The organism is Jannaschia pohangensis, from assembly GCF_900113875.1.
GTDB classification, from domain to species: Bacteria; Pseudomonadota; Alphaproteobacteria; order Rhodobacterales; family Rhodobacteraceae; genus Jannaschia; species Jannaschia pohangensis.
Map to the genome: position 1 here is coordinate 701,451 of NZ_FORA01000002.1, position 24,052 is coordinate 725,502.

The window sequence follows — 24,052 nt, forward strand, 5'->3', positions numbered from 1 at the left end:
CGACGACCATCATAGGAAACCCATGTTCACCACCGTCCTGACCTGCGCCCCCGATGCTCCGAAACTGGAGATCCCGCTGATCGAAGCGCTTCGCAACGGATGGGGCGGCGGCGAGGCGCGCTGGCTGGCCCGTGGCGTCGCGGCGGAATTCGACATGCCCGCGCGGCCCGATACCTTTGCGACGGTGCAGACCGACATGGATGCCATGGGCATCGACGTGAACATCGTGGCCAGCGGGAATCGCCGCAAGCGCCTGCTTCTGGCCGATATGGACAGCACGATGATCCAGCAAGAGTGCATCGACGAGCTGGCCGCCGAGGCTGGGGTGGGCGAAAGGGTTGCGGGCATCACCGCACGCGCCATGAACGGCGAGATCGATTTCGAGGGCGCCTTGCGCGAACGGGTGGGCCTGCTGGCGGGTCTGGATGCCGCCGTCATCGACCGGGTCCTGGCCGAGCGCATCACCCTGATGCCCGGCGGCCCGGCCCTGCTGGCCACGATGAAGCGTCACGGAGCCAAGGCCGCGCTGGTGTCGGGCGGGTTCACGGCCTTTACCTCGGCCATCGCGGCGCGGCTTGGGTTCGACTGGAACCGGGCGAACACGCTGCTGATCGCGGACGGCAAACTGACCGGCGCGCCGGGCACGCCGATCCTGGGCAAGCAGGCCAAGGTCGACGCGCTGGAGGATTTCACCGCCGAGATGGGGATTACAGACGCAGACGTGATTGCCGTGGGCGACGGGGCCAACGACCTCGGGATGCTGACGCGCGCGGGAATGGGTGTGGCGCTGCACGCGAAACCCGCCGTTCAGGCCGAGGCCGGGCTGCGGGTCAACCACGGCGACCTGACCGCGCTCCTCTATCTGCAGGGCTATCACCGGGACGACTTCGCGGATGCCTGACATCGCGGGGGACCTGTTGGTCCTGTTGATGATCGCCGCGCTCTGCGCCGGTTTCATCGACAGCATCGCGGGCGGCGGCGGCCTGATCACCGTACCGTCCCTCGTTCTGGCGGGGGCGGACCCGGTGACGGCGCTGGCCACGAACAAGGTGCAGGGCATCTTTGGCCCGCTGTCGGCGGCCACGGCCTATGCGCGACGGGGTCTTGTCGATCTGCGGGGGCAATGGCCCATGGCGCTCGCGTCCTTCGCGGCGTCGATCGGCGGGGCGCTCTGCGTCACCCTTCTGCCGGTCGACACGTTGCGCCTGGGCCTGCCGGTCCTGCTGATCGGGATCGCGCTCTACTTTGCGTTCAAGCCCGGGCTCGACGATCTGGACCGCGCGCGGCGGATGTCGCCCCTTCTGTTCGGCGCGACATTGGTGCCGTTCGTGGGGTTCTATGACGGGTTGCTGGGACCGGGTGCGGGCAGTTTCTATATGCTGGGGTTCATCCTGCTGGCGGGTCAGGGTGTGCTGAAGGCGACTGCCCATTCCAAATTGCTCAACGCCGCGTCAAACCTGGGCGGATTGCTGACCTTTGCCATCATCGCGGAGCCGTGGTGGATCGTCGGCCTGGCCATGGGCGCCTCGCAGATCGTGGGGGCGCAACTGGGCGCGTGGCTGGCAGCGGGGCGGGGGGCACGGTTGATCAAACCGCTTCTGGTCGTCGTGACAACGGCCATGGCGCTGCGGTTGATGTGGGATTGGCTCTGAGCGTCACGCGGGCGTCATGCGACGGGGCTATGCCCGCCTCGTGACGTGCCAACCCGGAGCAGACCCATGGCCGAAATCGACGCCTTCCACTTTGTCCTCGACGTGATCCTGCCGCGCTGGCGGAAGCGCTACAGCCCCGCTTCGGCGGCGATCTGGGCGCGGGATTTGCGCTGCCGCTCGGTTGCGGATTTCAACTGACCGCAGGCGGCCATGATATCCTCGCCACGCGGGGTGCGAATGGGCGAGGCGTAGCCCGCCTCCATCAGGATCGTCGCAAAGGCCCGGATGCGGTTGTTGGACGACCGCGTATAGGGCGCGCCGGGCCATTCGTTGAACGGGATCAGGTTCACCTTGGCCGGGATGCCGTGGAGAAGGTTCACCAGCCGATGCGCATCCTCGTCGCTGTCGTTCACGCCATTGAGCATCACGTATTCGAAGGTAATCCGCTCCGAGTTGGAAACCTTGGGATAGTCGCGCAGCGCGTCCAGCAGCACCTCGATGTTCCAGCGCTTGTTGATCGGGACCAGAACATCGCGCACGGCATCGGTGGTCGCATGGAAGGACACCGCCAGAAGGCAGCCGATTTCCTGTGCGGTGCGCGCGATCTCGGGGACGACGCCGCTGGTCGACAGGGTGATGCGCCGACGGCCCAGGGCGATGCCTTCGCCGTCCATGGCGATCTTCATCGCGTCGCGCACGTTCTCGAAATTATAGAGCGGCTCGCCCATGCCCATCAGCACGATGTTGGAGACCAGCCGCCCCTGCGGATCGTTCGGCGCGCCCTTTTCGGGCCATTCGCCCAGATCGTCGCGGGCCAGCATGATCTGGCCGACGATCTCTCCGGCGGTGAGGTTGCGCACCAGTTTCTGGGTCCCCGTGTGACAGAACGAACAGGTCAGGGTGCAGCCGACCTGGCTCGAGACACAAAGCGTGCCGCGATTTTCCTCGGGGATATAGACGACCTCGACCTCGTGACCGCCCGCAATCCGTACCAGATATTTGCGGGTGCCATCCTCGGACAGCTGCCGCGTGACCACCTCGGGCAGGTCGATGGTGAAATGCTGGGCCAGCGTCGTGCGGAACTCCTTGGCCAGATTGGTCATCTGAGCGAAGTCGCGCACGCCCCAATGATAGAGCCATTGCCAGACCTGCCCCGTCCGCATCTTGGCCTGTTTTTCGGGAACGCCGACGGCCAGAAGCGCGTCGCGCAACCCATCGCGGGTCAGGCCGACCAGGTTCACGCGGTCCCCCTCGGGCAACTTGCGCGGGATCGTGTGGACGTCCTGCGTGATGGGCGCTTTCATGGCGGATCTCCGGGGTGGAACGGCAACGGGCGCCTCATATGGAGACGCCCGCGCGAAATTACCAATGCGAACCTGTCAGCCGCAGCGTTGCTCGGCGTCGGTGACGGCGGCGGTGAAGCCCAGAAGGCTGAAAGTGTCTTCGGTGCGGGTGCCGCGACCCGACTGACCCGACACGGTGGCCTGCGAGCCGCGCTTCATGGCGTCGATGATCCGCTGATCGTCGGTGGGCGACGCGGCCCAGGCCAGTTCGCCGTCGGTGAACATCTCGAAGGTCGACGACCCGATGGTGATCGTCACCGTGGACCCGCTGGCATAGGGATAGCCGCCGGTCGCAGACACCTCGCCCTTCTTGTCGGCGCCGGGCCAATAGCTGACGAACAGGCGGATATCGCCGCGCCGCGCCTCGACCTCTGCCCCGTCACGGGTGTTCCGGATGGATTTCGGAGCAGACACGATCCAGCACTGCGTGGGGTTGTCTTCCACGAAGACGGACCAGTCTGTTTCGGTGCTCACGCGGTTCTGACTGTCCTGTGCGGTCGCCGGAAACGCCACCGCTGCGGCGACGATCAGGGATGTTGCGAAAGACCGAATATTAACCATGCAATTCATTTTTCACTGCCTCTGTCACTCGTTCTGGGTGGCCCCGGCTGCCCGGTTCATCCGGACTTGAGATGCCCGAGGCGTGTGGTTCCCAATGCTGCGGGGTAATGATAGCGCAGCATTGGTCCTGTGGGAAAGCCCGGACTGACATTTTTCCGTCGGGGAGGCGAGGATGAGCCAACTGAGCAGCGCAGCGGTCGATCTGGTCGAGGTGATCCGGGGCGATACGGTCGAGTCCGTTCATCGCGGCCATGCCGTCATTTGTGACGGCGCGGGGCAGATCATCGAAGCCTGGGGCGACCCCGCGACGATGATCTATCCCCGGTCCTCCTGCAAGATGATCCAGGCCCTGCCGCTTCTGGAATCGGGGGCCGGGCGCGCGCTGTCGACGGCGCAGCTGGCGCTGGCCTGTGCCTCGCATCAGGGGGCGGCGATCCATAGCGAAGCGGTCGCGCATTGGTTGGCGGACATGGGTCTGGGCGAGGCGGATCTGCGGTGCGGGACGCATATGCCCTATGCCGAGGAGGCCCGTGATGACCTGGTCCGCGCAGGCAAGGAACCCTGCCAGCTGCACAACAACTGCTCGGGCAAGCACGCGGGCTTTCTCATGCTGTCGCAGCACCTTGGCGCGGGCCCCGAGTATGTCGAGGTCGACCACCCGGTCCAGCGCGCCATCCGGACCGCCTTCGAGGAGGCAACGGAAATGGACAGCCCCGGCTATGGCATCGACGGATGTTCGGCGCCGAATTTCCTGACGCGGCTCGACGCGCTCGCGGGGGCCGTCGGGCGGTTTGCCCGCGCCCGCGAGGGTCAGGGCACGCGGCAGGACGCGATGGCCCGCCTGACCCACGCGATGGGAGCCTTCCCCGAGATGGTGGCCGGCGAAGGTCGCGCCTGCACCGACCTGATGCGGGCCATGAAGGGCAAGGGCGCCGTCAAGACAGGGGCCGAGGCCGTCTTTGTGGCGATCCTGCCGGAGCTTGACCGCGGGATCGCCCTCAAGATCGTCGATGGGACAACGCGCGCCTCTGAGGCGGTGATTGCCGCCCTCCTGAGCCGGATCGGCGCGCTTGATGCAAAAGACCCGGTTGTGGAGCGGCTGACCATGGGTCCGATCCGCAATCGGCGGGACATGGTCACGGGGCGTTACAACGTCGTCCTCGGGTCATGACAGGCCACGCGGCATCAGCCGTTCCAGTTCCGCAAGGAGCAGGTCTTTCTTGAGCGGCTTCGTCAGGTAGGCGTCGAACCTGGCCTCTTTCAACCGCGCCTCCATGTCGTCGCCCACATGGGCGGTCACCGCGATGATGGGGATCGGCGACAGACCGAGAGACGTGACATGGGCGCGAATCGCTGCGGCGGCTTCGAACCCGTCCATCACCGGCATGGAAATATCGAGAACGACCACGGACGGCAGGGATGCCTTGACCGCCGCCAAGGCCGCGGCGCCATCGGCTACCAATTCAATCGGGCAGGCCTGATCTTTCAGCATCCGTTCAAGCAGCAGCCTGTTGGTCGCGTTGTCGTCGGCCAGCAGGATCCGACCATCCCCTGCCGGGGCGACCATATCTGCGTCTGACGTCGGGGATGCCTCGCGTTTCGCCAAAAGCGCCGCCACCACATCCGCCCCCGCGACCGGAACCGGCAGGATCGAGTCGGCCCGCTTGGCCAATTCTTCGATGGCTTCGTTGCGACGCCCGAAGAGCAGGAGCTGTGCGTCCGGGGCCAGTTGATCGAGGATCTTCTGTTGTTCGCGAACGTCCAGAACAAGGGGAACAATCGCGACCCGAACAGAGGCATTGATATCCTGCGTAACCTCGACGCCCGCGCCGACGAGCCGCTCTGCCGCAAGCTTTCCGCGAATGCCCGTATTCTTCGGGATCGCGATCCGGGTCGGCAGCGGCGGCAACGCCTCGGGTGCGGCACCCGGCTCCAGCGGGAGCGTCAGCGTGAAAACCGACCCTTTGCCAAGTTCGGACGCAAGGCCGAGCGTTCCGCCCATCTTTTCTGCCAAACCACGGGAAATGGTCAGGCCCAGTCCCGTCCCTTCGCGCACGGGTCGGCTGGGATCGTCGACCTGCCCGAAGGCGTCGAAAACCACCGCCTGCTTGTCTTTCGCGATACCGGGCCCGGTATCCTCGACCGTCAGGACGACCTGGAACGGGTCGCCGGGGTGCAGGGACGCGCGCAGAACGACATGGCCTTCGGACGTGAATTTCAGCGCGTTGCCCAGAAGGTTCATCACGACCTGGCGCAGCCGCCCGCCGTCGCCGAAGAACCGTGTCTGCGCGCCGAGCGGATAGAAGAGGCCGACATTCACATTCTCGGCCGCGTTCACCGCAGCCAGCCGGATGCAATCGATCAGCACGGCTTCGAGGTCGATATCCTCGGACCTCAACTCAACCTTCCCGGCCTCCAGCTTGGAGACATCGAGCGTGTCATTGACGATTACCAGAAGCGCTTCGGCCGAATCGTGGATGGTTTGCGCATAGAGTTTCGCTTCGGCGTCGGTGCTTTCGTCGATCAGCATCTGGGACATGCCCAGGACCCCGTTCATCGGGGTCCGGATTTCATGGCTCATGCGCGCGAGGAAGTCGGCCTTTGCCCGTGCAAGGCTTTCCGCGGCATCGCGAGCGGCCGCCAGCGACTGCTCCCGTTCCTGGTGTTCGGTCATGTCGATGGCAAGGGAGACAACATCCCCATCCGGGGCCCGGCGGTCCTGAAACCGGACGACGCGGCCATCGTAGTGGTGAAGGACAAGCGTCTCGATTGTCGGCGCATCCCACCGCGCCACCTGTTCCCGGGCCCATTCTTCGGGGCTGAGGTCGCCGATGTCGAAGGCCCCCTCCTCTGCCGCAAGGCCGAAAATCTCGGTCGCGTGGGCTCCTGGCGCGATTTCCGACGCGGCGTCGAACAAATCGAGCCAGACGTGGTTCGCCGCGATCAGGACACCCGAGCGGTCGAACAAGGCAAAGCCGTCCCGCATCGTCTCGAGCGCGTGCCACAGGCGGCGGCGCGCGCGATCCGCCTTTTCCGCCGCATTCCGGCTTCGCTCCAGCATGGCATGCTGTCGTTCGCTGAGCTTCAGGTTGTGATCGCGCTGCGCAAGATAGCCGCGTGACAGACGGTCGGCGTTCGAAACCAGAGCCGAATGCGCACGCGCCAACTCCCGACGCGTGTGTTCCAACGTTCGTTCCGCCGCCAGACGTCGTCGGCGCTCCTCAAGATAGAGGCTATCTGGAACGGCTCCGTCCATGGGTCTCCGTGGTCCCGGCATGCCGAAACCGGCAGCCCCCGGAGGTGGTCGCAGACGAAGGTGAATATCGGCTTAAAGGTTCAGAACCGGACGCGCTTTAGTTGAGATCGAAATGCAGCGGGTACTGCCGCCCGTCAAAAGCCCCGAACAGGTCGCCGATATCCGGATGCGTCACCGGCTGGCCGCTGCGGTCCGGCACAAGGTTCTGCTCGGAGACATAGGCAATGTAGTAGGACTCATCGTTCTCGGCCAGAAGGTGGTAAAATGGCTGGTCCTTGCGCGGGCGGCTTTCACGCGGAATCGCGTCGTACCATTCCTCGGTGTTCGAAAAAACGGCGTCCACATCGAAGATCACACCGCGGAACGGATGCTTCTTGTGGCGCACGATTTCGCCGAGCGCATATTTCGCTTCATTCTTAAGCATAAGTTGCCCTTTCCCGATCCAATTCCTATCGCGGAGGGCGGGGTCTTGTAAATCGAGGCTGCGCCGAATCAATGGAAACATACTGTGACTCTAGCCTTGACAGTCCTCGAGATCGTGACGCCGGTGTTCGCCCTGGCGGCCATCGGATTCACCTGGGTCAGGCTCGGGTACGACTACGACACGGCCTTTGTGACACGCCTTGCGATGACACTCGCCGTGCCCTGTCTGGTCTTTGTCGCGCTGGCCCGGGGCACCATCGACGCAGGCGACGCCGGGACCCTGACCGTGGCGACCCTTGCCGTCTATGCCGCGATGTTCATCGCGTTTCGGTTGATCTGCGCGGTGATGCGGCTGGACGTGCGCACCTATCTTGCCCCGCTGGTCTTCGGGAATACCGGCAACCTGGGGTTGCCGCTCGCCCTGTTTGCGTTCGGCGATCTGGGGTTGGGCTATGCGGTGGTCGTCTTCGCGGTGACGGCAATCCTGCAATTCACGGTCGGGATATGGCTGGTGTCCGGCGGGGGAAACCCCCTGCGGGCCCTCAAGGAGCCGATGGTACTTGCGACCCTGCTGGGGGCGGTTTTCCTTTGGAAGGGGTGGGCGGTGCCTGCTGTCGCGCTCAATTCGCTGAACCTTGTTGGTCAGATGGGGATCCCGCTTATGCTGGTCACACTTGGCGTCGCGGTTGCCCGAATCAAACCGTCGGGCATGGGCCATGTGGCCGGACTCTCGGTGCTCAAAGCCATCGTCTGCACCGGGCTGGCACTCGGGATCGGGCTGGCCTTCGGGTTGGAGGGTGTCACGCTCGGGGTACTGACGGTGCAACTGGCCACCCCTGTCGCCGTCAGCTCCTATCTGCTGGCGTTGAAATACGGGGCGGATGCACCGCCCGTCGCGGGTCTTGTCGTCGTGTCGACCGTGATGTCCGTCGGATTTCTGCCGATCGTTCTGGCCTTCTTTGTCTGATGTGATTGGCAGGGGGGCATCGAATCGGCTACAGTGCGGAAAATCGGTAAGAACAATAAACCGGGCAGTGAGTATGATACGTTATTTGCAGATTGGGTGTCTGCTGGTGCTGACCGCATGCGGCGGTGGCGGCAGCGGAGGAGACGGTCGCGCGCCGCGCGAGCTCGACAATGCCTGTTCCATCCTGGCGCAGCGCCCCGACTACCTGCGCGCGTTCCGGACGGCAGAGCGCAAGTGGGGCGTCCCCGTTCATGTTCAGATGGCGACGATCTATCAGGAATCGAAGTTCATCTCGGACGCGCGCACGCCGCTTCGCTATTCGCTCGGCGTGATTCCCGTCGGCCGTCAGAGCAGCGCCTTCGGCTATTCTCAGGCGCTCGATGCGACCTGGAAGGAATATCAGCAGGCCGAGGGCGGTCGCCGCACCCGGCGCGACGATATCCGCGATGCCACCGATTTCATGGGCTGGTATATGGCGGAAACCAACCGCAGCCTCGGCATCTCGCTATCGGACGTGCGCAACCAGTACCTTGCCTATCACGACGGGCGCACCGGGTATCGGCGCGGAACCTACCGTGGCAAACCCTGGCTCGTGCGGATCGCGGGCGAGTTGGAGGCCCGGGCCGAAGTCTACCGCGTGCAGCTTCAGAGTTGTTCCTGACCGATAGGCGTGGCGGCCTGGCGGTCGGCAAGCGAGCGATAGATGGCCTCGGCCAAACCTGTCTGACCGCTGGCGGCGACGGCCTCGGCCTGCGACTGCCTGAGGAAACTGTCGAATTGCGTCTCGCCTCCGCCCCCGGGTGACGGCGTGCCGGTGCCCGAGACGCGCAGAAGTTCGGCAAAGAGAAACGCCTCCAGCTGTTGGGCCTGGTCGCGCAGCACGCGATCACGCGCATCAGGCGAGGGCGTCAGTTGCCAGGGAGCCGGGGCGAGCGGTGTCGCGATCATCGTCTGTCATCCTTTCAAGTCAGGTCGCGCCATCAAAAGCACACAGGAGTAAAGGATTTCGTAATGCCCGCGCCCTAGACAGACCGGATCGAGATGATTCTATCCGGAGGGGCCATGCTGTCCGACTTCCTGACTGCCATCGCATCGCAACAGGGGCCGAACCCGACCCAACCGGGCGAGGCGCGCAATGCCTTGCCGGATGATCCGCAAGGCTTCGAGAGCCTGCTCGAGGCCCCGACCACCCCGCAAACCCGGACACCGGCGCCGCGCGATCCCGTTCCGTCTGGGCAAGACGCCCTGATCGTCGCGCTTCGCACCCCAAGACCGGGTCCCGTGGCAGAGCCAGAAGTCGAAGTCCCCGCGTGGCTGGCCGAGGCTTTGGCGCGCGCCCCTGTATCGACACCAGAATCTGTTCCGCAGCCCGATCCGATCTCCATTGAAGCGCTCCTTGGCGGTCGCCGAACTGCGGTGCCCGATGTAACCCCGAACCTGGCCGCGCCGACCGCAGGCTCCGTGGCGGCGCTTCTGACGGGACAGACCGTCCCCCCGACCGATCCGACCACGATCCGGCCCGTTCTGCCCGTCCTGCCGGGCACCGGGACCGGGTCTGTTCGGCCTGCCCAACCGGCCAGTCCGCAGCCCCCCGTGGATGTGCCCGGGATCGCGACCTTGATAGCCGCACCGAACCCGTCCTCAGGCGGGCAGGACGTGGTCCAGGATACTGCAAGCGACCCGATGTGGCGGGCGTTTCAGACCAATCAACAACCTGAATCCCGACCCATTCGATCGGTCGACTTGCAACCCGGTCGTCACCCGAAACAAGCAGCCGAGTTTGGCACGCCGACGCTGCCGGGACAGCCCGTGGATCGCACGGGATTTCCCTCCCCTGAACTCTCCGGTGGTTCCGCGGTCGGCTTACCCGGGAAAACGAACACAGGGGAACTGCGACCGGAAATCGGGGAAGCCTTCGTCGCAAAGCCTGTGCAAACCAAACTGTCGGAGGGACCGACCTCCGACCCCTTCCGCGCGGTCGCGACCGCCGCCAGCGGATTCGAGACGATCGCCCCGACCTTGGCTGCGGCGGCACCACCCGCCCGTCGGCCGATATCCGAAGCGATATCCGACACGCCAACCAGAAGCCGCAAGGTTTCGATGGGCGACGCAGCGTCGGTTACCGAAGGTCGGATGCCTTCGGCCACAGCATTGCCGCTCGTCCGGGACACGGTCAGCCAGTCGGACGATGTCGGCCAGCGCGTGGCGAGCACGCCCCCGCCGATTTCCGACCCGGATCGCACGACTTCTGTCGTGGGCGATGACCGGTCAGGCAAGACGTCGGCCATTGTCCAAGGCACCGCACAGGCAGACAGCGCTTCAAAACCTGCTCCTTCGGGAGACGTCGCGGCGGATATTCGCGCCGTCGATACGACCGTTGCCGTCCTGTCCGACCGGGCGCCGACTCAGGCCATCCCCATGCAGACCGATGGCACGCGTGCCGGATCGGCGGTCCCCCTCGCCCTCCCCGAATTGCGCGACGGCGTGGCCGCGCGGCTGGCACCGATGGCCGAAACGCTTCAGGTCACCACACAGCGCAGCGATGCGGGCACCATGTCCACGGAGGTCGAACTCGCACCGGCCGATCTAGGACGTCTGAAACTGACGTTGCAGACCGGGGATCGTGGATTGAACCTCGTGGTCACGGTCGAACGCCCCGAGTCGCTTGAAATGGTGCGCAGGCACCTGGACGGGCTGCACCGATCCTTCATCGCGGATGGCGTCACGCTCACGTCGATCGACATCCAGACCGGCGCACGCGGCAACAGTCACGACGGCGGGCAGTCCGCGTTTCGCCATCCCGAAAGACATGCGCCGCAGTCCGAACAATCCGACACCTCGACAAACGAGAGGGCCGAGGCCGATGCGACGCCGCAACGATCCATCGCGCCAGGGCGCCTCGACATCAGTCTCTAGGAGGGACGCATGGACATCTCGACGACTTCTTTCACAAGCCCGGCTTCGGCCAGTGCCGCCAGCACCAACAGCGCCGGTACGAATATCGCATCGGATTTCGACACCTTCCTGAGGTTGCTGACCGCCCAGATCCGCAACCAGGACCCGTTGGAGCCCGCCGATTCAACCGAATACACGGCCCAACTCGCCACCTTCTCGAATGTCGAACAGGCGGTGAAGACAAATGACCTGCTGGCGCAGATGATCACCCGGCTCGATACGCAACAGGTCACCGGGGCCTCCGACTGGATCGGAATGGAGGTCCGGCACACCGGTCCGGTCGGCCATACCGGCGGATCGACCGTACTCTATACGCAGATCAATCCAGTTGCCGACCGCGCGGAGCTTGCGATCCTCGACGAGAACGGGGCCGAGATCGGGCGCTATCCCATCGACCCGGACGCGCCGTCCCTCTCCTGGCCCGCTGACGGTCAGGGGGGCTCGGTCCCCAACGGCCTGTATCAGCTTTATATCGACAGCTGGGCGGGGGACCGGAAACTCGATCCCACCGTTCTGGCGCATTATGCGCCCGTCAATGAGGTCTTGCTGGGCCGGTCCGGCACAGAGCTGATCATCGGCGGTGGCGTCCGTCTGCCCATCGATCAGCTGGAATCGATCCGTCGGCCGCCCGCCTGACGCCTGCCCGCGCTACAGAACCTGAAGCAAGGCTGCCACGCCGGAGGCCACCACCACACCGGCACCGAACCAGAGCCAGGGCCGACCGGCAGCGCGACGCCGGGCCACTTCCGCCACTTTGGGATCAGGCCGGCGCAAGGCGTCTTCGACCGCACGGGGCAGATGCGGACCGAACCTCGACAACACCCTCAGCGTCTTGCCCAGATCGCGCACCAGAGCCCGCGGGCCAAGGTTCTCGCGGATATAGCGTTCCACCTCGGGCCCGGCTGCGGTCCAGAGGTTCATGTGCGGATTGAGCGTGCGGGCAACACCTTCGACGACCACCATCGTACGCTGCAACAGGATCAGTTCGGTCCGCGTCTCCATCCCGAACCGTTCCGTCACTTCGAAAAGATAGGCCAGCAAACGCCCCATGGAGATGCGCGAGGCATCCATCCCGAAGATCGGTTCGCCGACCGACCGCAGGGCCTGCGCAAAGAGGTCGATATCCCGATCTGCCGGCACATAGCCCGCCTCGAAGTGGACTTCGGCGACACGTCGGTAATCCTTGCGGATGAAACCCATCAGAATCTCGGCATAGACGCGGCGCGTGTATTCATCGAGCCGCCCCATGATCCCGAAATCCAGCGCGACGATATCGCCGTTCGGGGCCACCTTGAGATTGCCTTGATGCATGTCGGCATGGAAATATCCGTCGCGCAGCGCGTGCCGCAGGAACATGGCGATCACCCGTTCCGACAGGGCCGCGCGATCGTGGCCCGCCGCATCGATCGCGGCGAGGTCGGCCATCTGAACGCCTTCTTCCCAGTCGAGCGTCATGACCGCCCGACCGGACAGGCTCCATTCGACGCCGGGCACGCGGAAGCCTTCGTCGCGGGCCGTGTTGGCGGCGAATTCGCCGGCGGCGGCAGCCTCGGTTCGCAGGTCCAGCTCCTGCTGCACAGTCTCGTCGAAATGGGCGATGACATCCATGGGTCGCAACCGTCGGGCCGACGACGACAGCATCTCGATGACGCGTGCGCCCAGATAGAACGCATCGATGTCGCGCCGGAAAGCCCGCGCGATTCCGGGGCGCAGCACCTTGACCGCGACCTTCCGCCCGTCACCGACCAGTCTTGCCTGATGGACCTGCGCGATGGAGGCGGCGGCGACGGGGTCGGAAAACTCCGAAAAGATCGACGACAACGGCACTTCGAGATCCGCTTCGATCATGGCCTTGGCCTGATCGGTCGGGAACGGAGGAAGCTTGTCCTGCAGGACGCGCAACTGCAGCGCCAGTTCATCGCCCACGAAGTCGGGCCGCGTCGACAGGATCTGGCCCAGCTTGATGTAGCTCGGTCCAAGGGCGGTAATGGCGCGGGTAACGGGCGGCAGAGCCGGATCGCCCGCGAAACCCAGCCACTTGAACGGCCAGCCCAGAACGCGGGCCGCGATCCGCAACTCGCGCGGGGCGTTCAGCTGATCGAGGACGACATCCATTGCCCCGGTCTTCTCGAAGGTCCCGGCCGTCCGGATCAGACGCCAGAGGTTGTGCGGCCCCCTCATCGACGGATGACCATCAGAGTTTCCAGCCGGAATGCAGCGCCGCGATCCCGAACGACAGGTTGCGATATTTCACATTGCCGAACCCCGCATCGACGATCATCCCGGCGAAACGGTCCTGATCGGGAAACTGGCGGATCGACTCGACAAGATACTGATAGCTGTCGCGATCCCCGGCAATCGCCTGGCCCATGCGCGGGATCACGTTGAAGGAATAGAGGTCATAGGCCTTCTGCATCAGTGGGTTGGGCAATTGGCTGAACTCCAGCACCATCAGGCGGCCACCCGGGCGCAACACGCGAAAGGCCTCGCGCAGGGCGTCTCCGATGCGGGTCACGTTCCGGATGCCGAAGCTGATGGTATAGACGTCGAAGGTCGCATCCTCGAACGGCAGGGCCATGGCATCGCCCGCAACCCAATCGAGACGGTCCGAAAAACCCTCGGCCTCGGCCCGGCCGCGCCCGGCGACCAGCATGCCTTCGGTCATGTCGCAGACGACGGCACTGGCCTCCGGGGCGCGGGTCAGGAAGCGAAAAGCGATGTCACCGGTGCCGCCCGCCACGTCCAGCAAGCGTTGGCCGGCCCGCGGGGCCAGCCAATCGAGCATCGCATCCTTCCAGATCCGATGCACCCCCATCGACATGGCGTCGTTCATCACGTCGTATTTGGAGGCCACCGACGAAAACACCCCGTGGACCATTCCGGCCTTCTGGTCTTCGTCCACGGTCTGGAAACCGAAATGCGTCGTGCTCTTGCCGTCTTGCGTCATCGGACAATCATCCTCATCTGTCGGACTGACTTATAGGGCGCGGGGCCGCGCCTGCAACGTGAGGTCCCATGCCAGAGCTGCCGGAAGTTGAGACGGTTCGTCGCGGGCTGACCCCCGCGCTGGAAGGCGCGCGCCTGATCCGGGTCGATGTGAACCGCGCCGATCTGCGCTGGCCCTTTCCCGAACGGATGGCCGAACGGATGACCGGGGCCCGGATCACCGGGCTTGGGCGGCGGTCGAAATACCTGCTGCTGCATCTGGACCGGGGCGAGACGCTGATCGTGCATCTGGGGATGTCGGGACGGATGGTGGTCGATGACGCGCAACCCGGGCTGTTCCATTATCCCCATGGTTGGCTGCCGCAGCATGACCATGTCCTGTTCCACACCGACCGGGGCGCGCGGGTCGTGTTCAACGATGCGCGCCGGTTCGGAGCGATGGACCTGCATCCGACCGAGTCGCTGGAGCAGCATTGGCTGATCGAGAAGCTGGGGCCGGAGCCCTTGGGCAATGCGTTCAACGAGGCGCATCTGATCGCAGCGTTCCGGGGTCGCAACACGCCCGTGAAATCCGCGCTTCTGGATCAGCGGATCGTGGCGGGTCTAGGCAACATCTATGTGTCCGAAGCGCTTCACCGCGCGGGAATCGCCCCCACACGCAAGGCAGGACGAATCGCCGCGGGACGGGTCGCGGCCCTGGTTCCGATCATTCGCGAGGTGCTGGCCGAGGCGATCGCGGCAGGCGGATCATCGCTTCAGGACCACCGGCAGGCCGATGGAAACCTTGGGTATTTTCAACACAGTTTCCGGGTCTACGACCGCGAGGGGCACCCCTGCGCCGGTGATGGCTGCGACGGATCCATTCGCCGGATCGTGCAATCGGGCCGCTCGACCTTCTATTGCGCGACCTGCCAGAGATGACTTGAAACCCCCCGCCAACCGGGGCAGGCCTGACATCTGGACAACCTGCGAGGCAGACCATGGGTTACGAGACACTGAAGGTCGAGATCAGCAATCATGTGGCCCTGATCCGTCTGGATCGGCCCGAAGCGCTCAACGCGCTGAACTCGATGCTGCTGTCTGAACTGACAAAGGCGCTTGTGGCCGCGCAGGACGACAAGACGGTGCGCTGCATCGTGCTGACCGGATCGGAAAAGGCCTTTGCGGCGGGCGCCGACATCACCGAAATGGCTCAGAAGTCCTTTGTCGACGTGTTCATGGGTGATCTGTTCGGGACCGAGGTCGATCGCTTCATGCGCATCCGCAAGCCGATCATCGCAGCCGTTTCCGGCTATGCCCTGGGCGGCGGGTGCGAGTTGGCGATGATGTGCGATTTCATCATCGCGGCGGATACCGCCAAGTTCGGCCAGCCGGAAATCAACCTTGGCGTCGTGGCGGGCATGGGCGGGACCCAGCGCCTGACGCGTGCCGTGGGCAAGGCCAAATCGATGGACATGCATCTGACGGGGCGCTTCATGGACGCCGCCGAAGCCGAGCGGTCCGGTCTCGTCAGCCGCGTGGTTCCGGCCAAGAAACTGGTCGAGGAGGCCTTGGCCGCCGCGGCCAAGATCGCCGAGAAATCCATGGTGACGGTTACCGCCGTCAAGGAAGCCGTCAACCAGAGCCAGGAGATGGGGCTGCGCGAAGGGCTGCTGTTCGAAAAACGTCTGTTTCATTCGCTGTTCGCCTCCGAAGACCGGGCCGAGGGGATGAAGGCCTTCGTCGAAAAGCGTGAACCACAGTTTCGCGACAAGTGACCACGCGGCCCCGGGAACGGGCCTGCTTGACCTGACGCCCCCCCTCGTCTAAGCGACGCCGATCATGCGTGTGAGGCCCGCTTTGGCCGGAGTGACCTGTCGGACCCTGTGCCGGCAATTTTGGTCGGCGATACCCTTCGCGCGCATTCAATTTCAAATGCCCGAGAAAGGGACCCGACCATGGCCAACTCTCCCCAGTCCAAGAAACGCGCCCGCCAGAACGAGCGTCGCTTTGCCGTGAACAAGGCACGCCGCTCGCGGATTCGCACCTACCTGCGCAAGGTCGAAGAGGCGATCGCCTCGGGCGACCAGGCCGCCGCCGCCGCTGCGCTGAAGGCCGCCCAGCCCGAGATCATGCGCGGCGTGACCAAGGGCGTTTTCCACAAGAACACCGCATCGCGGAAAGTGTCGCGCCTGTCGTCGCGCGTGAAGGCCTTGAACGCCTGACACGCCGATTCTCGGGTCGCTGCAAAATTGCACGGCCACAGGTCAAGAGATTCGAGAGCCCGCCCTTGGCGGGCTTTTTTTATCGCCACCGATCAGAGACTTGAGACTGGTATGGCAGATTCTTTTCGCCCCTCGCCCGAGTCAAGAACGAAGAGTCGTTGAGGCGCCGACACCCCACAGGTATCTGATTGAGCGAGCGAGTCAGATCGCTAGGGGACATTGATGAGTACGTCTGCGGAAGCTTTGGTTTCCGAGGTAACACCTCGGGAGTCATGGGAGATTTTATCGACCGATCCAGCCGCAGTGCTCGTCGACGTTCGGACCCGCCCTGAATGGGGATTCGTGGGGGGGCCGGACCTGTCGGAATTGGAAAAGGACGTCATCCGGTTGGAATGGATGTCCTGGCCCGAGATGACCCCGAACCCGGCATTCGCCCGGGCGCTTTTGGACCAGATGCCGGGGCTGCCATCCCGCATCTTGTTCATCTGCCGCTCTGGCGCACGGTCGATGCAGGCGGCGCATGCCGTAGCCGAAACCCTCACTGCCGAGGGTCAGGCCATAGAGTGCATCAACGTGGCCGAAGGGTTCGAAGGCGATCTGAACCAGCTCGCACACCGGGGGGGCCTGAACGGATGGAAGGCCCGGGGACTGTCATGGCGGCAGTCCTAAGCGAAACAGGATAAGCGGGTAGGGCCGAAAGAAATGACGAATGACGCATGGAACCTCGCCAAGGGCGGGATCCGAAAGGACGTTGGCACGCACAACTTCACGACGTGGATCGAGCCTCTCTCGTTCTCGTCGCTGGAAGATGGGACGCTGCGACTGTCTTCCCCGACGGATTTCATCGGCAAATGGGTCATGCAGAATTTCCAGGACGTCATCTTGCGGCATGTGGCAGACGTTGGGGCAGATGCCGGGCGCCTTGTCTGCGGGGCCGCCATCCGCGCGGTGCCCACCCCGGCCAAGACACCTGACGAAACCACCCCCCGCCGCAACGTCCGCCAGGAAAACACCCTCGACAAGCGCTTCACCTTCGACAGCTTCATCGTCGGCAAGTCGAACGAGCTGGCCCATGCTGCCGCCCGCCGCGTGGCCGCCGGTGGATCGGTCAGCTTCAACCCGCTGTTCCTTCACAGCCGCGTCGGCCTGGGCAAGACCCACCTGATGCAGGCCATCGCCTGGGAATTGCAGGAGCAGCACCCCGAAAAGCGCGTGATGTATCTGTCGGCGGAACAGTTCATGTATCGTTTCGTCCAGAGCCTGCGCGAAAAGAACACGATGGATTTCAAGCATCTGTTCCGCACCGTCGACGTCCTTCTGGTGGACGACGTCCAGTTCATCGCGGGCAAGGACAGCACGCAGGAAGAGTTCTTTCACACGTTCAACGCTCTGGTCGATCAGGGTAAGCAGGTCGTCATTTCGGCCGACCGCTCCCCCGCCGATATCTCCGATCTGGAAGAGCGGATCACCTCGCGGCTGCAACAGGGTCTTGTCGTTGATCTGCACCCCGCCGACTACGAATTGCGCCTTGGTGTGCTGCAACACCGGGTCGACAGCTTTGCCGCACAGCATCCCGAGTTTTCCCTCGCCGACGGGGTTCTGGAGTTTCTGGCCAGCCGGATCACCGCGTCGATCCGTGTTCTCGAAGGCGCGGTCATGCGGCTCTTTGCCTATGCCGATCTGGTCAAGCAGGAAGTCACCCTGGAACAGGCGCAGGACGTTCTGGGCGACCTGCTGCGCGCGTCGGATCGCAAGCTGACCATCGACGAGATCATGAAGACCACTTGCGAGCATTATTCCCTGCGGATGTCCGACATGACCTCTGCCCGTCGGTCGCGCATGGTGGCCCGCCCACGCCAGATGGCGATGTACCTCGCCAAGAAGCTGACACCGCGCAGCTATCCGGAAATCGGCCGCAAGTTCGGGGGGCGCGACCACACCACGGTTCTCTATGCCGTGCGCAAGATCGAAGAGCTGATCGCCGCCGAACCGCAGATCGCCGAAGACGCATTGTTGTTGCAGCGCAAGCTGGAAGGCTGACACGCGCCACGGCGCTTGCAACGGCGCGGGGCGCGGCTATGCTGCCCATCCGGTAAGGCGAGGGGATACCAGATGAAGTTCTCGATCGAGCGCGCCGCGCTTTTGGACGCGGTCAGCCAGGCGCAGGCCGTTGTCGAGCGTCGCAACACCATCCCGATTCTCGCCAATGTGCTGATGGAGGCCGACGGAGACTCGGTCAGCTTCAAGGCCACCGATCTGGATATCGAGGTCATCGACAAGGCCCATGCCCAGGTCGAGCGCCCGGGCGGCACCACGGTGTCGGCCGTCCTGTTCCACGAAATCGTGCGCAAACTTCCCGACGGCGCGCTGGTCCAGATCACCGAAGATCAGGCGCAGGGGCGTCTTGAGGTCACGGCGGGCCGGTCGCATTTCTCGCTCGCCACGCTGGCGCGCGAAGATTTCCCGGTCATGGCGTCCTCGGATTATACCGCGAATTTCTCCTGCGAGGCCAAGGTGCTGCGGCGGCTGCTCGACAAGACGCGCTTCGCCATCTCGACCGAAGAGACGCGCTATTACCTCAACGGGGTCTACATGCATGTGGCCGAAGGCGCCGAGGGTCAGAGCCTGCGCGCCGTCGCGACCGACGGTCACCGCCTGGCCCGGGTCGATGCAAAACTGCCCGAAGGCGCCGCCGACATGCCGGGCGTGATCGTCCCCCGCAAGACCGTGGACCAGGTGCGCAAACTGCTGTCCGATGATGATGCCCAGATCGCCGTGTCGGTGTCCGAGACCAAGATCCGCTTCGCGACACCCGAAATCACGCTGACCTCCAAGGTCATCGACGGCACCTTCCCCGACTATGCCCGCGTCATTCCGACCGGCAACACGCGCGAGTTGAAGGTGGATGCCGCCGACTTCGCCAAGGCCGTCGACCGGGTCGCCACGGTGTCATCCGAACGGTCGCGCGCCGTCAAACTGTCGCTGGATGAAGATCGCCTGACCCTGTCGGTCAACGCGCCCGACTCCGGCGCCGCCGAGGAAGAGCTGGCCGTAGCCTATGCCGACGAAAAGCTCGAAATCGGGTTCAACGCGAAATACCTTCAGGAAATCGCCGCCCAGGTGGACCGGGAAAACGCCGTCTTCCTGTTCAACAACGCGGGCGACCCGACCCTGATGCGCGAAGGCGACGACCTGTCGGCAATCTACGTCGTCATGCCCATGCGTGTCTGAAGCGTCCGACACGTCCGCACGGGTCACCGCGCTCGCCCTGTCGCATTTCCGCTCGCATCGTCGCACAAGATTGGCGTTCGACGGGCGGCCCGTGGCGATCCACGGGGCCAACGGGGCGGGCAAGACCAATCTGCTGGAAGCGATTTCCCTGCTGTCTCCGGGGCGCGGCATGCGCACGGCAGCGGCAGAGGAAATCATCCGCAAACCCGAGGCGATTGGCTGGCGCATCCTGGCGACGCTCAGCGGCCACGAAATCGAGTTACGGGCCGAACCGGGTACCAGCCGCAAGACCACGATCGACGGCAAACCTGCGCCGCAGATCGCCCTGGGCCGGATCGCGCGAGTGCTGTGGCTTGTTCCGTCGATGGATCGTCTCTGGCTGGAAGGGGCCGAGGGGCGGCGCCGGTTCCTGGATCGCATGACGCTCAGCTTTCACCCCGACCATGCCGAGGGTGTGCTGGCCTATGACAAGGCCATTCGGGACCGGAACCGCCTCTTGAAGGATGGGGTCCGGGATCCGATCTGGTACGACGCGCTTGAGGCGCAGATGGCGCGGCACGGTGCCGGCATTCACGCCCGGCGGGTGTCTGCTCTGGCGACGCTTGCGGCCGCGCAAGAAAGTGATGGCCCCTTCCCCGCTGCCGATCTGGCCCTGTCCGATGCCGACGGCCCCGCAACCGAAGCGGCACTGGCGGACGCCTTCGCGGAAAGCCGCTCGCGGGACATGGCCGCCGGGCGCACGCTGGTCGGGCCGCACCGCACCGATTTGGCAGGGCGGTACAGCGCCAAGGACATGGAGGCGCGGCTCTGCTCCACCGGCGAGCAGAAGGCGCTGCTGATTTCGCTGATCCTTGCGAATGCCCGCGCGCTCAAGCACGACTCCGGATTCGCGCCGATCCTGCTGCTGGACGAAGTCGCCGCCCATCTGGACGCCACCCGGCGCGCCGCACTCTATGACGAGTTGCTGGCGCTTGGCGCGCAGGCCTTCCTGACCGGCACCGGTCCGGAATTGTTCGCCGAACTTGGCAACCGCGCGCACCATCTGCGCGTGATCGACCGGGGCGGTGAAAGCCTGGCCGAGGAGGTCGCGCCATGACCCGCAAGCCGTGCAAACGACCGAAGACATGACCGCCGTTTCCCCCGAAATGCACCGCCGGATCGACGCGGAACTGACCCGGATCGAGACAGAGGAGGATGTGCGCATCCTCTTTGCCATCGAAAGCGGCAGCCGGGCCTGGGGCTTTCATTCGCCCGACAGCGACTATGACGTGCGCTTCGTCTATGTGCGCCCCCTGGCGTGGCATTTGCGGCTGGAGCCGGGGCGCGACGTCATCGAACGCCCGCTGGATGATGAACTCGACATCTCGGGATGGGATCTGCGCAAGGCCTTGAACCTGATGCTTTCGGGCAATGCGGTTCTGGGCGAATGGATCAGGTCGCCCATCCGCTATCGCCGGGCCGAGGCCATGGACGGGTTGGAAACCCTGGCCGCCAGCACCCTGCGCCGACGTCCGGCGACCTGGCACTACGTCAACCTGCTGCAACGGCAAATGGACCGGGTGCGTATGGCCGACGGAAGCGTTCGACTGAAATCCCTGCTCTATTCCGTTCGTCCGGCGCTTTGCCTGCGGTGGATCGCCCGCCATGACCGGGCCTTCCCGCCAATGGATATGGCGCGCCTGATGGCCGAAGCCGCACCCGATGCGGCGACCGCCGCTGCCATCGACGACCTGATCGCCCTGAAGCTGACGCAACCCGAAGGCGGACGTGTCGAGAGCTTCGATCCGCTGCTCTGCCAGTTCATCGACACCGAAAGAACCGCCGCCCGGGCGTGGCTGGCGCGCCAGGATGAACCCCCTTCCGAGGCAGACGATCACGCCGCCTGCGAGGCGTTCCACATCGCGCAGGTGACAGCCATCTGAAACCACAAAATATGGGGTGATTCCCGTGACAACCCCGCGGAAAATCCGTATATGTTGGGCAACAAGACGGGAAGAAAACGACATGTCCGAGCAAGAGCCAAAGCCGAACGAATACGGCGCGGATTCCATCAAGGTCCTCAAGGGGTTGGAGGCGGTTCGCAAACGTCCCGGCATGTACATCGGCGATACCGATGACGGGTCGGGTTTGCACCACATGGTCTATGAAGTCGTCGACAACGGCATCGACGAGGCCTTGGCCGGTCACGCAACGCAGGTCAGCGTCAAGATCCATGCCGACAGTAGCGTGTCCGTCCGCGACAACGGGCGCGGTATTCCCGTCGGTATCCACGAGGAAGAGGGCGTGTCCGCCGCCGAGGTCATCATGACCCAGCTGCACGCGGGCGGCAAATTCGACCAGAATTCCTACAAGGTGTCGGGCGGCCTGCACGGCGTGGGCGTGTCGGTGGTGAATGCCCTGTCCGACTGGCTGGAGCTGCGCATCTGGCGGGATGGCCATGAACATGTGGCCCGGTTCGAAGGTGGCTTCACCAAGGAGCATCTGTCGGTCGTCGGACCCTCGACCGAGACGGGGACCGAAGTGCGTTTCATGGCGTCGACCCAGACGTTCTCCAACCTCGACTACGTGTTCAAGACGCTGGAAAACCGCTTGCGGGAACTGGCCTTCCTGAATTCCGGCGTGAAGATCGTGCTGGAAGACGAGCGCCCCGCTGAAGCGTTGCGGACCGAGCTGTTCTATGAAGGCGGCGTGCGGGAATTCGTGAAGTATCTCGACCGCTCCAAATCGGCGGTCATGCCCGACCCCATCTATATGGAAGGCGAGCGGGACGGTATCGGCGTCGAAGTCGCCATGTGGTGGAACGACAGCTATAACGAGATGGTCCTGCCCTTCACCAACAACATCCCGCAGCGCGATGGCGGCACGCACCTTGCGGGCCTGCGCGGGGCGCTGACGCGGACGATCAACCTCTATGCCCAGACCAGTGGCATCGCGAAGAAGGAAAAGGTCAGCTTCACCGGCGACGATGCCCGCGAAGGCCTGACCTGTGTCCTGTCGGTCAAGGTGCCCGATCCGAAATTCTCCAGCCAGACCAAGGACAAACTGGTATCGTCCGAGGTGCGCCCGGCGGTCGAGAACCTGGTCAACGAAAAGCTGGCCGAATGGTTCGAGGAAAATCCCCAGATCGCCAAGCAGGTGGTCGGCAAGATCGTCGAGGCCGCGCTGGCCCGCGAAGCCGCCCGCAAGGCGCGGGAGCTGACGCGGCGCAAGAACCCGATGGACATGAATTTCCTCAGCTCCAAGCTTAAGGACTGCTCCAACAAGGATCCCTCCAAAACCGAGATCTTTCTGGTCGAGGGGGATTCTGCCGGGGGCTCCGCCCAGACCGGGCGTGACCGTCAGACTCAGGCGATCCTGCCGCTCAAGGGCAAGATCCTGAACGTGGAGCGGGCACGGTTCGACCGTATGCTGGGGTCTCAGGAAATCGGCAACATGGTGATGGCCCTCGGCACCGGCATCGGGCGGGACGAGTTCAACCTCGACAAGCTGCGCTACCACAAGATCGTCATCATGACCGACGCCGACGTGGACGGGTCGCACATCCGCACGCTGCTGCTGACGTTCTTCTATCGGCACATGCCGCAACTGATCGAATACGGGCATCTCTATATCGCGCAGCCGCCGCTCTATAAGGTCGCGCGCGGCAAGTCCGAGGTCTACATCAAGGATCAGGAGTCGATGGAGGACTACCTGGTCGCTCAAGGGGTCGAAGGTGCCGTGCTGCGCCTGCCCTCGGGCGAAGAGATCGCGGGCGCCGATCTGGACCGGGTGGTGCAGGCCGCCCGGCAGTTCCGTCGCATCCTCGATGCCTTCCCGACCCATTATCCCCGCCGCATTCTGGAGCAGGCCGCCCTGGCCGGCGCCTTCGAAGCGGGTCAGGCCGATGCCGATCTTCAGGGGGTTGCCGATTCCGTCGCCGCGCGTCTGGACCAGGTCGCGGTGGAATACGAACGCGGCTGGCAGGGCCGGATCACGCAGGATCACGGCATCAAGCTGGCCCGCGTTCTGCGCGGCGTCGAAGAGGTGCGGACGCTGGACGGCGCGGTGCTGCGATCCGGCGAGGCACGCAAGCTGGCGCAGGTGTCGGCCGAGACGCGGGACGTCTATCGCGACCCCGCCCGGCTGATGCGGAAGGATCGAGAGAATGTCATCCACGGCCCCTCCGACCTTCTGGACGCCATTCTGGCCGAGGGTGAAAAGGGTCTGACGTTGCAGCGCTACAAGGGTCTGGGCGAGATGAACCCCGATCAGCTGTGGGAAACGACGCTGGATCCCGAGGCGCGGACCCTTTTGCAGGTCAAGGTCGAGGACGTGGCCGAAGCCGACGACGTCTTTACCAAACTGATGGGAGATGTGGTGGAGCCGCGGCGCGAGTTCATTCAGGAGAATGCGCTGAGCGTCGAGAACCTGGATTTCTGAGGCGCGACCTTCCGCCGACCCCTGAAACACAAGGGCCGCCCAATGGGGCGGCCCTTTCGATTATGCCCGGTCGAACCGTGCGAGAACTCGGGAAA

Annotated in this window: 23 protein-coding genes; 16 read left to right on the forward strand and 7 right to left on the reverse strand. The window is 64.5% G+C overall.

Annotated features, from left to right (window positions below):
* The first annotated feature begins 22 nt into the window (after nucleotides 1-22).
* Nucleotides 23-901 (forward strand): phosphoserine phosphatase SerB, encoded by an 879-nt coding sequence (serB, locus tag BM002_RS10555; protein WP_092780620.1) that lies wholly within the window; start codon nucleotides 23-25, stop codon nucleotides 899-901.
* The gene (locus tag BM002_RS10560; protein ID WP_092780202.1) at nucleotides 894-1,652 is read left to right on the forward strand and encodes a TSUP family transporter; all 759 of its coding nucleotides are present in this window, start codon (nucleotides 894-896) and stop codon (nucleotides 1,650-1,652) included. Before serB ends, BM002_RS10560 begins: the two co-directional genes overlap by 8 nt.
* A 128-nt stretch (nucleotides 1,653-1,780) precedes the next feature.
* On the opposite strand, the gene rlmN is transcribed toward BM002_RS10560, so the two are convergent.
* Both rlmN and BM002_RS10570 read right to left on the reverse strand, forming a co-directional pair.
* Nucleotides 1,781-2,956: a dual-specificity RNA methyltransferase RlmN gene (rlmN, locus tag BM002_RS10565; RefSeq protein WP_092780204.1), complete on the reverse strand. Its 1,176-nt coding sequence runs from the start codon at nucleotides 2,954-2,956 to the stop codon at nucleotides 1,781-1,783.
* 75 nt (nucleotides 2,957-3,031) lie between these two features.
* Complete coding sequence (locus BM002_RS10570; protein WP_092780206.1) at nucleotides 3,032-3,556, reverse strand: invasion associated locus B family protein; 525 nt, start codon at nucleotides 3,554-3,556, stop codon at nucleotides 3,032-3,034.
* 172 nt (nucleotides 3,557-3,728) lie between these two features.
* Here BM002_RS10570 and BM002_RS10575 point away from each other — a divergent pair, with 172 nt between their 5' ends.
* A complete protein-coding gene (locus tag BM002_RS10575) occupies nucleotides 3,729-4,727 on the forward strand; it encodes an asparaginase (protein ID WP_092780208.1) in 999 nt (332 codons plus the stop codon).
* Here the strand turns inward: BM002_RS10575 and BM002_RS10580 are convergent.
* Complete coding sequence (locus BM002_RS10580; protein ID WP_175484868.1) at nucleotides 4,722-6,812, reverse strand: ATP-binding protein; 2,091 nt, start codon at nucleotides 6,810-6,812, stop codon at nucleotides 4,722-4,724. The genes BM002_RS10575 and BM002_RS10580 overlap by 6 nt on opposite strands.
* A gap of 97 nt (nucleotides 6,813-6,909) precedes the next feature.
* Nucleotides 6,910-7,236 carry a heat shock protein HspQ gene (gene hspQ / locus BM002_RS10585; protein WP_092780212.1) on the reverse strand — a complete coding sequence of 109 codons (327 nt, stop codon included), beginning with the start codon at nucleotides 7,234-7,236 and terminating at the stop codon, nucleotides 6,910-6,912.
* 84 nt (nucleotides 7,237-7,320) lie between these two features.
* Between hspQ and BM002_RS10590 the strand changes: the two genes are divergently transcribed.
* Nucleotides 7,321-8,202 (forward strand): AEC family transporter, encoded by an 882-nt coding sequence (locus tag BM002_RS10590; protein ID WP_092780214.1) that lies wholly within the window; start codon nucleotides 7,321-7,323, stop codon nucleotides 8,200-8,202.
* A 73-nt stretch (nucleotides 8,203-8,275) separates the two neighbouring features.
* The gene (locus BM002_RS10595; protein ID WP_092780216.1) at nucleotides 8,276-8,863 is read left to right on the forward strand and encodes a transglycosylase SLT domain-containing protein; all 588 of its coding nucleotides are present in this window, start codon (nucleotides 8,276-8,278) and stop codon (nucleotides 8,861-8,863) included.
* On the opposite strand, the gene BM002_RS10600 is transcribed toward BM002_RS10595, so the two are convergent.
* A complete protein-coding gene (locus tag BM002_RS10600; RefSeq protein ID WP_092780218.1) occupies nucleotides 8,848-9,150 on the reverse strand; it encodes a rod-binding protein in 303 nt (100 codons plus the stop codon). The two genes, BM002_RS10595 and BM002_RS10600, sit on opposite strands and share 16 nt — an antisense overlap.
* 114 nt (nucleotides 9,151-9,264) lie before the next feature.
* On the opposite strand from BM002_RS10600, the gene BM002_RS10605 reads away from it, so the two are divergent.
* Together BM002_RS10605 and BM002_RS10610 are read left to right on the forward strand one after the other, a co-directional pair.
* Nucleotides 9,265-11,118, forward strand: a complete 1,854-nt coding sequence (locus tag BM002_RS10605; RefSeq protein WP_175484869.1) for a flagellar hook-length control protein FliK — start codon at nucleotides 9,265-9,267, stop codon at nucleotides 11,116-11,118.
* 9 nt (nucleotides 11,119-11,127) lie between these two features.
* Nucleotides 11,128-11,793, forward strand: coding sequence for a flagellar hook capping FlgD N-terminal domain-containing protein (locus BM002_RS10610; RefSeq protein ID WP_092780222.1), 666 nt, complete (start codon nucleotides 11,128-11,130; stop codon nucleotides 11,791-11,793).
* A 12-nt stretch (nucleotides 11,794-11,805) separates the two neighbouring features.
* On the opposite strand, the gene ubiB is transcribed toward BM002_RS10610, so the two are convergent.
* On the reverse strand, nucleotides 11,806-13,338 hold the full coding sequence (gene ubiB, locus BM002_RS10615; RefSeq protein WP_092780224.1) for a 2-polyprenylphenol 6-hydroxylase: 1,533 nt from the start codon (nucleotides 13,336-13,338) through the stop codon (nucleotides 11,806-11,808).
* A gap of 13 nt (nucleotides 13,339-13,351) precedes the next feature.
* Complete coding sequence (gene ubiE / locus BM002_RS10620; protein ID WP_092780226.1) at nucleotides 13,352-14,104, reverse strand: bifunctional demethylmenaquinone methyltransferase/2-methoxy-6-polyprenyl-1,4-benzoquinol methylase UbiE; 753 nt, start codon at nucleotides 14,102-14,104, stop codon at nucleotides 13,352-13,354.
* Between the two features lie 68 nt (nucleotides 14,105-14,172).
* On the opposite strand from ubiE, the gene mutM reads away from it, so the two are divergent.
* The 9 genes from mutM (at nucleotide 14,173) to gyrB (ending at nucleotide 23,957) form a co-directional block, all read left to right on the forward strand.
* Entirely contained in the window at nucleotides 14,173-15,024 is an 852-nt protein-coding gene (mutM, locus tag BM002_RS10625) for a bifunctional DNA-formamidopyrimidine glycosylase/DNA-(apurinic or apyrimidinic site) lyase (RefSeq protein WP_092780228.1), read from the forward strand.
* A 59-nt stretch (nucleotides 15,025-15,083) separates the two neighbouring features.
* On the forward strand, nucleotides 15,084-15,860 hold the full coding sequence (locus BM002_RS10630; protein ID WP_092780230.1) for an enoyl-CoA hydratase: 777 nt from the start codon (nucleotides 15,084-15,086) through the stop codon (nucleotides 15,858-15,860).
* 180 nt (nucleotides 15,861-16,040) lie between these two features.
* The gene (rpsT, locus tag BM002_RS10635; protein ID WP_092780232.1) at nucleotides 16,041-16,307 is read left to right on the forward strand and encodes a 30S ribosomal protein S20; all 267 of its coding nucleotides are present in this window, start codon (nucleotides 16,041-16,043) and stop codon (nucleotides 16,305-16,307) included.
* Nucleotides 16,308-16,649: 342 nt separating this feature from the next.
* Nucleotides 16,650-16,976 carry a rhodanese-like domain-containing protein gene (locus BM002_RS10640; protein WP_245749209.1) on the forward strand — a complete coding sequence of 109 codons (327 nt, stop codon included), beginning with the start codon at nucleotides 16,650-16,652 and terminating at the stop codon, nucleotides 16,974-16,976.
* A 33-nt stretch (nucleotides 16,977-17,009) separates the two neighbouring features.
* A complete protein-coding gene (gene dnaA / locus BM002_RS10645) occupies nucleotides 17,010-18,347 on the forward strand; it encodes a chromosomal replication initiator protein DnaA (protein ID WP_092780236.1) in 1,338 nt (445 codons plus the stop codon).
* 72 nt (nucleotides 18,348-18,419) lie between these two features.
* Complete coding sequence (dnaN, locus tag BM002_RS10650; RefSeq protein WP_092780238.1) at nucleotides 18,420-19,538, forward strand: DNA polymerase III subunit beta; 1,119 nt, start codon at nucleotides 18,420-18,422, stop codon at nucleotides 19,536-19,538.
* Nucleotides 19,531-20,634, forward strand: coding sequence for a DNA replication/repair protein RecF (gene recF, locus BM002_RS10655; protein ID WP_092780240.1), 1,104 nt, complete (start codon nucleotides 19,531-19,533; stop codon nucleotides 20,632-20,634). The genes dnaN and recF overlap by 8 nt, the downstream gene beginning before the upstream one ends.
* Before the next feature lie 28 nt (nucleotides 20,635-20,662).
* Nucleotides 20,663-21,460, forward strand: a complete 798-nt coding sequence (locus BM002_RS10660) for a nucleotidyltransferase domain-containing protein (RefSeq protein WP_092780623.1) — start codon at nucleotides 20,663-20,665, stop codon at nucleotides 21,458-21,460.
* Nucleotides 21,461-21,542: 82 nt separating this feature from the next.
* Nucleotides 21,543-23,957, forward strand: a complete 2,415-nt coding sequence (gyrB, locus tag BM002_RS10665; RefSeq protein ID WP_092780242.1) for a DNA topoisomerase (ATP-hydrolyzing) subunit B — start codon at nucleotides 21,543-21,545, stop codon at nucleotides 23,955-23,957.
* Nucleotides 23,958-24,052: the final 95 nt, after the last annotated feature.